Source organism: Rhodococcus sp. Z6_132 (assembly GCF_058133635.1).
In genome coordinates this window covers 126,716-140,175 of record NZ_JBYUNP010000003.1, presented here as the reverse complement: position 1 = coordinate 140,175, position 13,460 = coordinate 126,716, and the positions used below count along the sequence as shown (strand labels likewise).

General features: G+C 73.6%; 15 protein-coding genes and 1 riboswitch. Of the genes, 5 read left to right on the top strand and 10 right to left on the bottom strand.

The window, feature by feature from the left end; all coding sequences use genetic code 11:
• Window positions 1-22: 22 nt before the first annotated feature.
• The 4 genes from AC3YO9_RS13820 to AC3YO9_RS13805 are packed head-to-tail and all read right to left on the bottom strand — an operon-like array spanning window position 23 to window position 3,091.
• Window positions 23-1,099, bottom strand: coding sequence for a sulfate/molybdate ABC transporter ATP-binding protein (locus AC3YO9_RS13820; RefSeq protein WP_489983568.1), 1,077 nt, complete (start codon window positions 1,097-1,099; stop codon window positions 23-25).
• An 11-nt stretch (window positions 1,100-1,110) separates the two neighbouring features.
• Window positions 1,111-1,917, bottom strand: a complete 807-nt coding sequence (locus AC3YO9_RS13815) for an ABC transporter permease (protein ID WP_127782008.1) — start codon at window positions 1,915-1,917, stop codon at window positions 1,111-1,113.
• Window positions 1,914-2,684, bottom strand: a complete 771-nt coding sequence (modA, locus tag AC3YO9_RS13810) for a molybdate ABC transporter substrate-binding protein (protein ID WP_489984058.1) — start codon at window positions 2,682-2,684, stop codon at window positions 1,914-1,916. Before modA ends, AC3YO9_RS13815 begins: the two co-directional genes overlap by 4 nt.
• A 2-nt stretch (window positions 2,685-2,686) precedes the next feature.
• Window positions 2,687-3,091: a TOBE domain-containing protein gene (locus AC3YO9_RS13805; RefSeq protein WP_489983567.1), complete on the bottom strand. Its 405-nt coding sequence runs from the start codon at window positions 3,089-3,091 to the stop codon at window positions 2,687-2,689.
• 106 nt (window positions 3,092-3,197) lie between these two features.
• Here AC3YO9_RS13805 and moaA point away from each other — a divergent pair, with 106 nt between their 5' ends.
• From moaA to AC3YO9_RS13790, 3 genes are all read left to right on the top strand, one after another.
• Window positions 3,198-4,268 carry a GTP 3',8-cyclase MoaA gene (gene moaA, locus AC3YO9_RS13800; protein WP_489983566.1) on the top strand — a complete coding sequence of 357 codons (1,071 nt, stop codon included), beginning with the start codon at window positions 3,198-3,200 and terminating at the stop codon, window positions 4,266-4,268.
• Between the two features lie 3 nt (window positions 4,269-4,271).
• Window positions 4,272-4,568, top strand: a complete 297-nt coding sequence (locus tag AC3YO9_RS13795) for a MoaD/ThiS family protein (RefSeq protein WP_489983565.1) — start codon at window positions 4,272-4,274, stop codon at window positions 4,566-4,568.
• Window positions 4,569-4,824: 256 nt separating this feature from the next.
• Window positions 4,825-5,015, top strand: a riboswitch (cyclic di-AMP (ydaO/yuaA leader).
• A 6-nt stretch (window positions 5,016-5,021) separates the two neighbouring features.
• Window positions 5,022-5,750, top strand: coding sequence for a transglycosylase family protein (locus tag AC3YO9_RS13790; RefSeq protein WP_489983564.1), 729 nt, complete (start codon window positions 5,022-5,024; stop codon window positions 5,748-5,750).
• Window positions 5,751-5,840: 90 nt separating this feature from the next.
• Here AC3YO9_RS13790 and AC3YO9_RS13785 read toward each other — a convergent pair whose 3' ends face one another.
• The 4 genes from AC3YO9_RS13785 to AC3YO9_RS13770 form a co-directional block, all read right to left on the bottom strand.
• The gene (locus AC3YO9_RS13785) at window positions 5,841-6,269 is read right to left on the bottom strand and encodes a molybdenum cofactor biosynthesis protein MoaE (RefSeq protein WP_127782003.1); all 429 of its coding nucleotides are present in this window, start codon (window positions 6,267-6,269) and stop codon (window positions 5,841-5,843) included.
• Window positions 6,266-6,724 carry a MogA/MoaB family molybdenum cofactor biosynthesis protein gene (locus tag AC3YO9_RS13780; RefSeq protein WP_206518173.1) on the bottom strand — a complete coding sequence of 153 codons (459 nt, stop codon included), beginning with the start codon at window positions 6,722-6,724 and terminating at the stop codon, window positions 6,266-6,268. Before AC3YO9_RS13780 ends, AC3YO9_RS13785 begins: the two co-directional genes overlap by 4 nt.
• 11 nt (window positions 6,725-6,735) lie before the next feature.
• Complete coding sequence (moaC, locus tag AC3YO9_RS13775) at window positions 6,736-7,212, bottom strand: cyclic pyranopterin monophosphate synthase MoaC (RefSeq protein WP_489983563.1); 477 nt, start codon at window positions 7,210-7,212, stop codon at window positions 6,736-6,738.
• A 96-nt stretch (window positions 7,213-7,308) separates the two neighbouring features.
• A complete protein-coding gene (locus AC3YO9_RS13770) occupies window positions 7,309-7,503 on the bottom strand; it encodes a hypothetical protein (RefSeq protein WP_206518083.1) in 195 nt (64 codons plus the stop codon).
• Window positions 7,504-7,564: 61 nt separating this feature from the next.
• On the opposite strand from AC3YO9_RS13770, the gene AC3YO9_RS13765 reads away from it, so the two are divergent.
• The gene (locus AC3YO9_RS13765; protein WP_489983562.1) at window positions 7,565-9,817 is read left to right on the top strand and encodes a helicase-associated domain-containing protein; all 2,253 of its coding nucleotides are present in this window, start codon (window positions 7,565-7,567) and stop codon (window positions 9,815-9,817) included.
• Window positions 9,818-9,836: 19 nt separating this feature from the next.
• Here the strand turns inward: AC3YO9_RS13765 and AC3YO9_RS13760 are convergent, their stop codons facing one another.
• Window positions 9,837-10,586, bottom strand: coding sequence for an LppU/SCO3897 family protein (locus AC3YO9_RS13760; protein ID WP_489983561.1), 750 nt, complete (start codon window positions 10,584-10,586; stop codon window positions 9,837-9,839).
• Window positions 10,587-10,737: 151 nt separating this feature from the next.
• Between AC3YO9_RS13760 and AC3YO9_RS13755 the strand changes: the two genes are divergently transcribed.
• Window positions 10,738-12,417 (top strand): DNA repair helicase XPB, encoded by a 1,680-nt coding sequence (locus AC3YO9_RS13755; protein WP_127781997.1) that lies wholly within the window; start codon window positions 10,738-10,740, stop codon window positions 12,415-12,417.
• A gap of 68 nt (window positions 12,418-12,485) precedes the next feature.
• Here AC3YO9_RS13755 and AC3YO9_RS13750 read toward each other — a convergent pair whose 3' ends face one another.
• Window positions 12,486-13,406, bottom strand: a complete 921-nt coding sequence (locus AC3YO9_RS13750; protein ID WP_489983560.1) for an SRPBCC family protein — start codon at window positions 13,404-13,406, stop codon at window positions 12,486-12,488.
• Window positions 13,407-13,460: the final 54 nt, after the last annotated feature.

The window sequence follows — 13,460 nt, the reverse complement described above, 5'->3', positions numbered from 1 at the left end:
ACCACGACCAGTCCTGGGCAGATCAGCGCAGGTGCACCCGGACCTCGGCTGCCTTGACCACGAAGTACGCGCGGTGCCCGGGCACCAGGTCCAGCTCGGCCACCGATGCCGTGGTGACGTCGGCCAGCAGCACCTCGCCGCCGTCCTGCACCGCACGCACCCGCACCAGCTGGCCCCGTGGCTCCACCGCCGTCACGCGCACCGGGACGGCGTTGCGCGGGCTGCCACCGGGTGGCTGCACGTGCACGGCCACGGCCAGCGGGTCGAACACGGCCACCGCGGGCTGCCCCGGGCGGCAGTCCTCGTCCAGCACACCGGCCAGGGCGGTGCCGCTGGTGGTGCGCAGCCCGCGCTCGGTCACGGTGCCCAGCAGCAGGTTCAGCCCGGCGATGCGGGCCGCGAAGGAGCTGCGGGGACGGCTGAGCACCTGTGCCGCCGGACCGGCCTCCACCACCTGACCGCCCTCGACCACCACCACCCGGTCGGCGAGCACCAGGGCGTCGAGCACGTCGTGGGTGACCAGCAGCGCGCTGCGTCCGCCCTCCTCGCGCAGCACCCGGCGCAGCACCGAGCGCATGGCCGGCGCCGCGCCCACGTCCAGCGCCGCCATCGGCTCGTCCAGCAGCAGCAGCGCGGGCTCAGCCGCCAGCGCCCGGGCCACCGCCACCCGCTGCGCCTGCCCACCCGACAGCGCCGCCGGCCGACGCCCCGCCAGCTCGGTGGCCCCGACCTCCGCCAACCAGCGCGCCGCGACGGTGGCGGCCGCGCGGCGTCCCTGCCCGGCGCTGCGGGGGCCGAACGCGACGTTGTCGGCCACGCTCAGGTGCGGGAACAGCAGCGGGTCCTGGGCCAGCAGCGCGACCCCGCGCCGGTGCGGTGGCACCCGGGTCCCCGTGCCGGTGTCCAGCAGCACCCGCCCGTCCAGGCTCACCCTCCCCTCGTCGGGGTGCAGCAGCCCGGCCACCACCGACAGCAGGGTGGACTTGCCTGCGCCGTTGGGCCCGAGCACCGCCACCACCTCACCGGCGCCCACCTCCAGCTCGAGCTCCACGCCGCGCGCGGCGACCTGCGCACGCACCGCCAGCGCACCGGTGCGCACCGGCCCGCCGGTCACAGCGCGCCCGAGCCGGCCCGGCCGCGCGCGGCCACCACCACCAGGACGGCGACCACCACCAGCACCAGCGACAGCGCGACTGCGGCGTCGGCGTCGGTCTCGCGCTGCAGGTAGATCTCCAGCGGCAGGGTGCGGGTGACGCCCTCCAGGCTGCCGGCGAAGGTGAGGGTGGCGCCGAACTCGCCGAGCGCACGGGCGAAGGAGAGCACCGCACCGGAGACCAGGCCGGGCAGCACCAGCGGCAGCGTCACCCGGCGCAGCACCGTCGCCGGACGCGCGCCCAGGGTGGCCGCGGCCGCCTCGTAGCGCTGCCCCGCGGTGCGCAGGGTGCCCTCCAGGCTCAGCACCAGGAACGGCAGCGCCACGAAGGTCTGCGCCAGCACCACCGCAGTGGTGGAGAAGGCGATCTGCAGTCCCAGCGCGTCCAGGTGCTGCCCGAGCAGGCCCCTGCGCCCGAAGGTGTACAGCAGCGCGATGCCGCCGACCACCGGGGGCAGCACCAGCGGCAGCAGCACCAGCGCCCGCAGCACCCGCAGGCCCGGCAGCTGTACGCGAGCGAGCACCAGGGCCATCGGCACGCCCAGCAGCACGCAAAGCACGGTGGCGGCGGCGGAGGTGCGCAGGCTCAGCCCCAGTGCGGCCAGCGCCGACGGCGAGGTGACCAGGGACGGCAGCTCGCTCCAGCGCACCGTGGCGACCATGCTCACCAGTGGCAGCAGCACGAACAGCGCGCCGATCACCGCGGGGACGAAGACCCAGCGCGGCACGCCCGAGAAGGTCCGCCCCGGACGGAGGACGTTCACGGCGCGGCGAGGCCGGCCTGGGCCAGCACGGTCCGGCCCTGCTCGCTGGTGAGCAGGGTGAGGAAGTCCTCGGCCAGCGCGGGGTCCTTGGCGCCGGTGAGGACGGCCGCGGGGTAGCGGTTGACCGCCGCGCCGCTCTCGGTGAAGTCGACCCCGCTGACGCGGCCCCCCGAGGTGGTGACGTCGCTGCGGTAGACCAGCCCGGCGTCGGCCTCCCCCACCACCACCTTGTTCAGCACGTCGGTCACGGACGACTCCTCGCTCACCGGGGCGAGGCGCACGCCCGCGGCACCGGCGGCCTTCGTGGCGGCGGTCCCGCACGGAACCTGCACGGCGCAGAGCACCACGGCGGTGCCCGGGCGAGCCAGGTCGGCCAGCCCGGTGACTCCGCGCGGGTTGCCCGGGGCGACGGCGATCTGCAGCGAGTTGGTGGCGAAGGTGGTGGGCGCGCCCGTCACCAGCCCGGCGTCGACCACTCGCCGCATCGTCGCCTCGTCGGCCGAGGCGAACACGTCGGCGGGCGCCCCCTGGTCGACCTGGGTGGCCAGCGCGGAGGAGCCGGCGAAGCTGTAGCTGACCCGGGTGCCGGGGTGGGCCTGCTCGAAGGCGGTGGCCAGCTGGGTGAAGGCCGGCTGCAGGGAGGCCGCGGCGAAGACGGTGAGCGTGCCCGGACCGTCGGCGCCGGTGCTGCACCCGGTGGCCGCGGAGACCGCCAGCACCGCCAGCCCGGCGGGCACCGCGTGGCGCAGACGCCGCCGCCGGCGCACCGTCACTGCTGCCCCTCGGGGGTCTCCACGATCACCGTCGTCGCCTTGACCACCGCGACGGCCACCCGGCCGGGCTCCAGGCCGAGCTCGCGCACCGCCTCGCTGCTCATCAGCGAGACCACGCGGTGCGGCCCACACTGCATCTCCACCTGAGCCATCACCTCGTCGGCCACCACCCGGGTCACCAGCCCGACGAAGCGGTTGCGCGCCGACCTCCCCACCCCGGACGGATCGGTGGTGGTGGGGGCGTGCGCGGTGGCGTGGGCGGCCAGCTCCGCCCCATCGACGACCATGCGTCCGGCGGTGTCGCGCTGCGCGCTGAGCGCCCCGGAGTCCACCCAGCGACGCACGGTGTCGTCACTGACGGCGAGCACTGCCGCCGCTTCACTAATCCTCAGCTGCGGCATGAATCGCACGCTATACCCGCGCGTGCGGAACAGCCATCCATGGCAGCCCCTGCGCGGGTCCCTTTGTCCTTCTGCTGCCCCTCGTCGGCCTCGATAGGCTGGCCGCATGACCGTTGTCTCACTTGGCCTGCCCGTGCCGGGCCGCGGTGGCGTCACCCCGCCACGCGACCCGGCGCGCCCGCAGACCTCGGCCCTGCTGGACTCCCACGGCCGGGTCGCCACGGACCTGCGGATCTCGCTCACCGACCGCTGCAACCTGCGGTGCACCTACTGCATGCCGGCCGAGGGCCTGGACTGGCTGCCCACCTCCGAGCTGCTCACCCGCGCGGAGCTGGCCCGGCTGATCCGCATCGCCGTCACCGACCTGGGCGTGCGCGAGCTGCGCTTCACCGGCGGCGAGCCGCTGCTGCGCGGCGACCTCGCCGGGATCATCGCCGACGCCGCCGCGCTGCGTCCGCGGCCGGAGATCTCGCTGACCACCAACGGGCTCGGCCTGGTCCGCAAGGCCAAGGCCCTGCGCGCCGCGGGCCTGGACCGGGTGAACGTCTCGCTGGACACCGTCCGCCCCGAGCTGTTCCACCAGATCACCCGCCGCGACCGGCTGGCCGACGTCCTCGCCGGGATGCGGGCCGCGGCCGACGCCGGGCTGACGCCGGTGAAGGTGAACGCGGTGCTGATGCGGGGCATCAACGACGACCACGCGCCCGAGCTGCTGCAGTTCTGCCTGGAGCACGGCTACGAGCTGCGGATCATCGAGCAGATGCCGCTGGACGCCCAGCACGGCTGGGAGCGCAGCGAGATGGTCACCGCCGAGGAGATCCTGGCCTCGCTGCGCACCGCCTACGCGCTCACTCCCGACAGCGAGGCGCGCGGAGCCGCGCCCGCCGAGCGCTGGCTGGTCGACGGCGGACCCGCGACGGTCGGCGTCATCGCCTCGGTCACCCGACCCTTCTGCGGTGACTGCGACCGCACCCGGCTCACCGCCGACGGCCAGGTCCGCAGCTGCCTGTTCTCCACCGGCGAGACCGACCTGCGCGACCTGCTGCGCTCCGACGCCGGTGACGACGCGATCGCGCAGCGCTGGCAGGACGCCATGTGGGCCAAGCTGCCGGGTCACGGGATCAACGACCCCGGCTTCCTGCAGCCCACCCGCCCGATGAGCGCGATCGGGGGCTGACTCGTGAGCGCCTCCCCGGAGAGCACCAGCCCGACGACCAGCGCACCCGCCATCGAGCTGGAGGTGCGCTACTTCGCCGCGGCGCGGGCCGCGGCGGGCACCCCCACCGAGATCGTGAGCGCGCCGGCCGGCACCACGCTCAGCACGCTGCTGGCCGTCCTCGCGGAGCGACACCCGCCCCTGGTCGAGGTGCTCAAGCGTTGCTCGTTCCTGCTCGACGAGGTCGCCGTCCGCGACCGCGAGCGGCCGCTGCCCCCCGGCGGCACCGTCGACGTGCTGCCACCTTTCGCGGGCGGATAACAGTCAGATAAACGTCTGGCCAAACGTGATCTCGGTCACATCACGGCGGGATAACGAGTCCGCAACGAACAGACGCGTCAGTGCCCTGACCTGGAGTTATGCCGGGATCGTCAACCGTGGCAGGGGCGTTACAGGTAACAAATCGGCCACAGTGGACGAGGTGACGGCAGCCTGCACCGCACGTACCGTTCCCCCTGGCCGGAACAGCCCCGGCCGAACCGGTCCGCCGCGCCAAACCCTGCTCCGTGGGAACCGGTTACCTCGAGAACCATCAGGAGCAGGGACGGAGGACCCACGTTCGGGCAGCCGAACGACGGGCCGAGGCGCAGATCTGCTGCCTAGGTCCTTGGGGTGAAGCGAAACCACTCGAGCCACGGGTGGGGAAGCCGGGCTACCTCTCAGCCCGAACCCGACAGCTGACTTCGCAGGCGCGTATGGAGAGGATCCACCCAGATGTCCCGTACCCAAGGCCGTCACCGCAAGCCCACCACCACCAGCCGCACCGTCGCCAAGGTCGCTCTGACCGGCATGGTCGTCGGCGCCCCTCTCACCGTGCTGGCCGCGCCCGCCTCGGCGGCCTCCGCCAGCCAGTGGGATGCAGTCGCCCAGTGCGAGAGCACCGGCAACTGGTCCATCGCCAACGGCAACGGCTTCTACGGCGGCCTGCAGTTCACCGCCAGCACCTGGAAGGCCTTCGGCGGCCACGCCTACGCCCCGCAGGCCAACCAGGCCAGCAAGGCCCAGCAGATCGCCATCGCCGAGCGCGTCCTCGCCGGCCAGGGCAAGGGTGCCTGGCCCGTCTGCGGCAAGGTGCTGACCGGCTCGGGCAACGCGTCGGCCACCGCCGGTGCCAGCGCCCCGCAGGCGTCCACCAAGTCGGCCCCCAAGGCTGCTGCTCCCAAGGCTGCCGCCCCGAAGGCTGCTCCCAAGGCTGTCGCCCCCAAGGCTGCTGCTCCGAAGGCTGCCGCCCCCAAGGTCGCGACCAAGGCCACCACCAAGACCACGACCAAGGCGGCGACCTCCTCGGCCGGCACCTACACGGTCAAGTCCGGTGACACGCTGTCCGGCATCGCCCGCTCGCAGGGCATCTCCGGTGGCTACCAGGCCATCTTCCAGCTGAACAAGGGCACCATCAGCAACGTCAACGTGATCTACCCCGGCCAGGTCCTCCACCTGGGCTGATCCACAGCACCACAGCAGAAGACCCCGGCAGCCTCCACGGTGCCGGGGTCTTCTGCTGCGCCACCAGGTTGTGGGGCCAGGCCGTCGCGCTCAGGCGCAGCCGACCCACTCGTCGGTGCCGTCCGGGAACACCTGGCGCTTCCACACCGGGATGCGCGCCTTGACCTCGTCCACCAGCAGCGCGCAGACCTGGAACGCCTCGGCCCGGTGGTCGGCCGAGACCGCGCACGCCAGCGCGACGTCGCCGATGCCCAGTGGACCGACCCGGTGGCTCACCGCCACCGCCCGCACCCCCGGCACCCGCGCCGCGACATCAGCGGCCACCTCGGCCACCAGCGCACCCGCCGTGGGGTGCGCGGAGTACTCCAGCGCGGTGACGGTGCGGCCCCCGTCGTGGTCGCGGACCACCCCGGCGAAGCTCACCACCGCACCAGCGGCCTGCTCGGCCACCAGCGCCTCGTGCTCGGCCAGGCTCAGCTCGTCCTCGGTCACCAGCGCCCGCGCCACGTGTGCCGTCACCGGTGGTCGCCCCCCGCCAGCTGGTCCAGCGCGTGGTCGAGCACCGGCTCCAGCACCGCGAGCCCGTCCCGGACGCCGCCGGTGGAGCCGGGCAGGTTCACCACCAGGGTGCGGCCGGCCACCCCGGCCACGCCGCGGGAGAGGATCGCCGTGGGCACTGCGTCCGAGCCCGCGGCCCGGACGGCGTCGGCCAGCCCGGGCACCTCGTAGTCGAGCAGCGCGCGGGTGAGCTCGGGAGTCGCGTCGGTGGGGCTGATGCCGGTGCCACCGGTGGTGAGGACGAGGCCGGGGGCAGCGGCGAGGGCAGTCCGCAGGGCCTGGGCCACCGGCTCGCCGTCGGCAACCACCACGGGCTCGTCCACCTGGTGGCCGTGCTCGCGCAGCCAGTCCACGATGATCGGTCCGGTGCGGTCCGGGTAGACCCCGCCGGCGGCCCGGGTGGAGGCCACCACCACCACGGCGCGGCTCACGGCCGGCTCCAGTGGCCGGTCTTGCCGCCGTCCTTGGTCTCCACGCGCACGCCATCCATGGTGGCGGCGGGGTCCACCGCCTTGACCATGTCGTGCAGGGTCAGCCCGGCCACCGCCACGGCGGTGAGGGCCTCCATCTCCACCCCGGTGCGGTCGGTGGTGCGGACGGTGGCGGTGACGGCGACGTCGGCCTCCCCCAGCCGCAGGTCCACCACCACCCCGGACAGCGCGATGGGATGGCACAGCGGAACCAGGTCGGGGGTGCGCTTGGCGGCCATGATGCCGGCGATGCGCGCCGTGGCCAGGGCGTCGCCCTTGGGCAGCCCGTCCCGGCGCAGCAGCTCGACCACCTCAGCCGTGGTGCGGAAGGTGCCGGTGGCCACCGCGGTGCGGGCCGTGGCGTCCTTGCCGGTCACGTCGACCATGCGGGCCTGGCCCGCCGCGTCGACGTGGGTCAGCTCGGGCTTGCTCATCGGAGGACCTCGTCTGCTCGGACGCGGGCGGAGCCGGTCGTCCTGCGCCGACCGACGCCGGCCGCGTGGGTGGTGCCTCCCAGGTGGGACGGCTCCCTAGCGGTTGATGACCGTCGTCGGGTGCACGTAGGGAAGCTGGTCCGCGGGCAGCGGGAACTCGGTGTCGCCGAAGGGCGAGAGCCCACCCGCGACAGTCGAGGCCAGCTCGCTCACGGCGTGCTCACCCTCCGGGACCTTCGGCCACGACGGGTCGACCCAGCGCTTGCTCTTCTTGCCATCTGCTTTCGCCACACGGACATTCTGACAGTGCGCTGCCACTGCCGTACAGGGCAGGTCACTACCGTAGGCAGTGATGTCTGACCCACGGAGCCTCGCCGCCTGGTTGAGCCGCCAGTCCGACCAGCAGCTGAGCACCCTGCTGGAGCTGCGGCCGGACCTTGCTGTGCCGCCGCCTGCCGACTCCCAGGTGCTCGCCAACCGGGCGGGCCTGCGCGCCTCGGTGGTTCGCGCCGCAGACGAGCTCACCGCGTTCGAGCTGGCGGTGCTGGAGGCCCTGGTGCTGGCCCAGGCCGACGCCGAGCCGGTGTCGGTGGCCGACGTCCGCGAGCTGCTCGGCAGCTCCGTGCCTGCCACCAAGGTCAACGCCGCGCTGGAGCGGCTGCGTGCCCAGGCCCTGGTGTGGGGACCGGACAAGCAGCTCGACGGCATCCGGGTGGCCCCGGCCATGCGGGAGGTGCTGCCGCGCGCCGGCCAGGTGGGTCGCCCGTCCGCCGCACTGGTCGACGCCGACGTCCCCGCCATGCTCGCCGAGCTCGACGCCGCCCGGCTCGGGCTGCTGACCACCTTGGCCAAGGGCGCCCCCTTCGGCCGCACCCGCGACGCCGCACCGGGAACACCAGCGGATCGCCCGGTGCAACAGCTGCTGCGGGCGGGTCTGCTGCTGCCGGTGGACGACCAGACGGTGGAGCTGCCCAGCCAGGTGAGCGCGGTGCTCCGCGGCGGCAGCCCGATGGGCGAGATCAGCCCCACCGAGCCGCGGGCGACGCCGACCAGCGTGACGCGCCAGGACATGGACTCCGCCGCCGCCGGCGCCGCGCTGGAGCTGCTGCGGCACTGCACCGACCTGCTCGCGGCCCTCGGTGCCGCGCCGGCCCCCACCCTGCGCTCCGGCGGCCTCGGGGTGCGCGAGCTGCGTCGGCTGGCCAAGCAGACCGGCATCGACGAGGCGGCGCTGCCCCTGCTGCTGGAGCTGCTGGCCGCGGCCGGGCTGGTGGCCTCCGACGAGGCGGCGGACCCGGCGTGGACGCCGACGACGCACGCCGACACCTGGGCGGTGGCCGAGCCGGCGGCACGCTGGGCCGAGCTGGCCACGGCCTGGCTGGAGCTGCCACGCCTGCCCGGGCTGGTCGGGGAGCGCGACGAGCGCGACAAAGCGCTGGCCACCCTGTCCGAGGAGCTGCGCCGCCCGCTCGCCCCGCGCGACCGCCGCCGCGTGCTGCAGGTGCTCGCCGACCTGCCGCCCGGCTCCGCGCTGGACGCCGCCCAGGTAGGGACCGCGCTGTCGTGGCGCCGGCCCCGCTGGGGCGGGCGGCTGCGGGAGGACCTCATCCGCTGGACGCTGGCCGAGGCCACCACGGTGGGCGTGCTGGGCCGCGGGGCGCTGAGCACCCCGGGGCGTGCCCTGCTCGCCGGTGGCGACGTCGAGGCGGCCATGGCGGTGGCGCTGCCCGCCCCGGTGGACCACGTGCTGGTGCAGGCCGACCTGACCGTGGTGGCGCCGGGACCGCTGGAGCCCGAGCTGGAGCAGGACATCGCCCTGGTGGCCGACGTGGAGTCGGCCGGGGCGGCCACCGTCTACCGGGTGGGCCCGTCCAGCGTGCGCCGCGCGCTGGACGCCGGGCGCAGCGCCGCGGAGCTGCACGCGCTGTTCGCCGAGCGCTCGCACACCCCGGTCCCCCAGGCGCTCACCTACCTCATCGACGACGTGGCCCGCCGGCACGGCCGGCTGCGCACGGGTACCGCCGGGTCGTTCGTGCGCTGCGACGACGAGGCGCTGCTGTCGGAGGTGGTGGCCTCACCGATCGCTGACGAGCTGGGCCTGCGGCGTCTCGCCCCCACGGTGGCGGTGGCGCCGGTGTCGCTGGCCGAGCTGCTGGAGGGGCTGCGCTCGGCGGGCTTCGCCCCGGCCGCTGAGGACCCCACCGGAGCAGTGCTGGACCTGCGCCCGCGGGGTGCGCGGGTGGAGGCACGGCGCAGCCGCCGCCGCTCGCCCGTGCCCACCCCGCCCAGCGCGGAGCAGCGTGCCGCGGTGGTGCGCGGCGTGCGCGCCGGCGACCGGGCGGCCACCATGACACCGGCCAACCGGGTGGTCTCCGACGGCAGCCGAGCCAGCGGCATGGCCACCATGGCGGTGCTGCAGCAGGCCGCCCGGGAGCGGCGCAGCGTGTGGATCGGCTACGTCGACGCCCAGGGCACCGCCAGCCAGCGGGTGGTGGAACCGGTGAGCGTGGGCGCCGGAGTGCTCGAGGGCTTCGACTCCGCCGCCGCCGGCATCCGCCGCTTCGCCCTGCACCGCATCACCTCGGTGGCCCTCACCGACGAGTGAGCGCCCTGGCCGGGTCGGGCTAGGGGTCGACCAGGCAGAAGGTGCGGGCCGGCTGCGGGAAGCTCAGCACGTCGACGTCACTGATCCCGGCGCAGAGGCTCTTGCCGGCGGAGTCCTCCACGCGCTTGGCCACCTTGACCACCGCCTCCGCGCTGGCGCAGTCAGCGTTCTTGACTCCCTTGCTCATGGCGCCCTCGGCGGCGTCGGCGACGCCGTAGCAGCTGCCTTCGGTGAAGTTGGGAACCAGGCAGAGCAGCGTGCGGTCGTCGCCGTCGCCGTCGGTCAGCGTCAGGGGGACGTACTCCTTGTTCGGGCACACGTTGGGCGCCTCGAGCTTCTTGCCCACCTGGTAGAGCGCCTCGGTCTGGTCGCAGCCGGCCCGCTCCACGTCGGAGTCGGTGTCGGAGAACGTGGCGATGACCAGGCAGTCACCCTCGTCGGCCGTGCTGACGCTGCTGCCGATCACCCCGCCCACCGCCAGCCCGACCACCACGACCACCAGGAGCACCACGGCTCCCGCCGCGCTGCCCAGGGTCCAGAACAGCCGCTTGCGGCTCCGGGGCGGCGGCCCCGGGTACGGGCCCGGCTGGGGGTACGGGTTCTGCTGGGGGTAGGGATTTGGCTGGGCGTACGGACCCGGCTGGGGGTACGGACCCGGCGGGGGCGGCGGGCCCTGCGGGTAGCCGCCCTGGTGGGGGTAGCCGGGCCCCGGGGCCCGGGCCTGGCCGAACGGCGGACCCTGGGGCGGTCCGGGTGGCGGTGTGGTCATCGGCGTGGCCCTTCCCTGGTGACGGCACGCACAGCGTAGCCACACAAGCACCGTCTGCGAACGACTTTCGGTGTGGCTCAGCACAGCAGGTGGCACCGCGGGCCTCGCAGGGAGGAAGATGAATGGTTGCCGCAGAAACCCAGGAGGACGTGTGACCGACGGACCGTTGATCGTCCAGTCCGACAAGACGCTGTTGCTCGAGATGGACCACGAGCTGGCCGGTGAGGCCCGGCAGGCCATCGCCCCGTTCGCCGAGCTCGAGCGAGCCCCCGAGCACGTGCACACCTACCGGATCACCCCGCTGGCCCTCTGGAACGCCCGCGCCGCCGGGCACGACGCCGAGCAGGTGGTCGACGCCCTGGTCCGCTTCTCCCGCTACGCGGTGCCCCAGGCGCTCCTGGTGGACATCGTGGACACCATGGGCCGCTACGGCCGGCTGCAGCTGGTCAAGAGCCCGGCGCACGGCCTGGTGCTCATCAGCCTCGACCGAGCAGTGCTCGAAGAGATCATGCGGCACAAGAAGATCGCCCCCATGCTCGGCGCACGGGTGGACGACGACACGGTGGTCGTCCACCCGTCCGAGCGGGGCCGGCTCAAGCAGATGCTGCTCAAGGTCGGCTGGCCGGCGGAAGACCTCGCCGGCTACGTGGACGGCGAGGCGCACGACATCTCCCTGGACAGCGGCGAGCCCGGGGACGAGGGCTACTGGGAGCTGCGCGACTACCAGCAGATGGCGGCCGACTCCTTCTGGGCCGGCGGCTCCGGCGTGGTGGTGCTGCCCTGCGGCGCCGGCAAGACCATGGTCGGCGCAGCCGCCATGGCCAAGGCCAAGGCCACCACGCTCATCCTGGTGACCAACACCGTGGCCGGACGGCAGTGGAAGCGTGAGCTGGTGGCCCGCACCTCCCTCACCGAGGACGAGATCGGCGAGTACTCCGGTGAGCGCAAGGAGATCCGTCCGGTCACCATCGCCACCTACCAGGTGGTCACCCGCAAGACCAAGGGCGAGTACCGCCACCTGGAGCTGTTCGACTCCCGGGACTGGGGCCTGGTGATCTACGACGAGGTGCACCTGCTCCCGGCGCCGGTGTTCCGGATGACGGCCGACCTGCAGTCGCGTCGCCGACTGGGTCTCACCGCCACGCTGGTGCGTGAGGACGGCCGCGAGGGTGACGTGTTCAGCCTGATCGGCCCCAAGCGCTACGACGCGCCGTGGAAGGACATCGAGGAGCAGGGCTGGATCGCGCCTGCGGAGTGCATCGAGGTGCGGGTGACGCTCACCGACGCCGAGCGGCTGGCCTACGCCACCGCCGAGCCGGAGGAGCGCTACAAGCTGTGCTCCACCGCGCGCACCAAGATGCCGGTGGTCAAGTCCATCCTGGAGCGCCACCCCGGGGCGCCCACCCTGGTGATCGGCGCCTACCTCGACCAGCTCGACGAGCTCGGGGAGGCGCTGGGGGCACCGGTGATCCAGGGATCCACCCGGAACAAGGAGCGGGAGAAGCTCTTTGACGAGTTCCGCCGCGGGGAGATCCAGACCCTGGTGGTGAGCAAGGTGGCCAACTTCTCCATCGACCTGCCGGAGGCCTCGGTGGCGGTGCAGGTGTCGGGGACGTTCGGCTCACGCCAGGAGGAGGCACAGCGACTGGGCCGGCTGCTGCGACCCAAGCACGACGGCGGGCAGGCGCACTTCTACTCGGTGGTCGCCCGCGACACCCTGGACGCCGACTACGCCGCCCACCGGCAGCGGTTCCTGGCCGAGCAGGGCTACGCCTACCGGATCACCGATGCCGACGACCTGCTGGGGCCGCCGATCCCCGAGGTCGGCTGACACCAGCCCCACGACCACGTCAGCCCCGCCGGAGCTCCGGCGGGGCTGAGGTGGTTCTGCGCGTCGGACTACTTGTGCCGGCGGTGGGCGGACAGGTCGACGAGTGCCCGCTGCGGGGCGAGCACCGCCTCCAGGTACGACGGGATCACGGTGCGCGGCTTGGGCTTCGGCTTGGCCAGCCAGCCGACGATCCCGCCCACCACCAGCCCGAGCGCGACCCCGGCGATCACCGGGAGCGCCTGCTTGAGCATGGCGCTGCCGCCGGCCATCTCCATCAGGTCGATGGCCTCGGCCGAGGTGGACTCCGACGGCCACCCGTGCCCGTCCGTCCCGTCGCTGGAGGAGGTCCCTGCCGCCGCGGGTGCCGGCTGGCTGCTTGGCGGCGTCGCGCTGGGCCCGGACGAGCTGGACGGGGCCGAGGTGGCTGACGTCGGCGTGGACGGCGCGGCCGCGGACGTGCCGGCCGTGGTGGTCCCGGTGGTGGTGGCTTCGGTGGTGGTGGATGGAGCGGTGGTGGCCGCGCCGCTCGCCACGGCGCCCTCGCTCGCCCCTGAGCCGAGCCGCTCGCTCAGGCACTGGGCGAACTGCCCGATGATCTTGCCGCCCACGTCCACGATGAGGCCGCGCCCCATCTGCGCGGGCTTGCCGGTGATGTTCAGGTCGGTCTTGACCACCACCTTGGTGCTGCCAGAGCCATTCTCGGAGAGAATGGCCGTCACCTTGGCACTGGCTTGCCCGTTGCCACGAGAATCCTTGCCCTTGGCGTCGATCACCGCAGTGTGGGTGCTCTCGTCGGCGCTGACGTAAGTCCCGGTTCCCTTGTACAACATGGCAATCGGTCCCAGCTTGACCTTGACGGTGCCGGTGAAGGACGTGTCGTCGGAGCCGGTCAGCGTGGCGCCGGGGAAGCACGGCGCCACCCGCGGCGGCTCGAGAAAAGCCGTCCAGACCTCGCCAATAGGTGCGTCGACCGTGAAATCGTGTTCCATCTCCATCAAATCACCCTATCCATTCAGGCCACCGCGTTCCTCCGCCAAGTTACG

What these genes read in the sequence shown, in the direction of transcription:
- AC3YO9_RS13790 (WP_489983564.1), top strand. Translation starts at nt 5,022, where the DNA reads ATGTCCCGTACCCAAGGCCGTCACCGCAAGCCCACCACCACCAGCCGC.
- AC3YO9_RS13765 (WP_489983562.1), top strand. Translation starts at nt 7,565, where the DNA reads ATGTCTGACCCACGGAGCCTCGCCGCCTGGTTGAGCCGCCAGTCCGAC.
- AC3YO9_RS13805 (WP_489983567.1), bottom strand. Translation starts at nt 3,091, where the DNA reads ATGCCGCAGCTGAGGATTAGTGAAGCGGCGGCAGTGCTCGCCGTCAGT.
- moaA (WP_489983566.1), top strand. Translation starts at nt 3,198, where the DNA reads ATGACCGTTGTCTCACTTGGCCTGCCCGTGCCGGGCCGCGGTGGCGTC.
- moaC (WP_489983563.1), bottom strand. Translation starts at nt 7,212, where the DNA reads ATGAGCAAGCCCGAGCTGACCCACGTCGACGCGGCGGGCCAGGCCCGC.
- AC3YO9_RS13750 (WP_489983560.1), bottom strand. Translation starts at nt 13,406, where the DNA reads ATGGAACACGATTTCACGGTCGACGCACCTATTGGCGAGGTCTGGACG.
- AC3YO9_RS13760 (WP_489983561.1), bottom strand. Translation starts at nt 10,586, where the DNA reads ATGACCACACCGCCACCCGGACCGCCCCAGGGTCCGCCGTTCGGCCAG.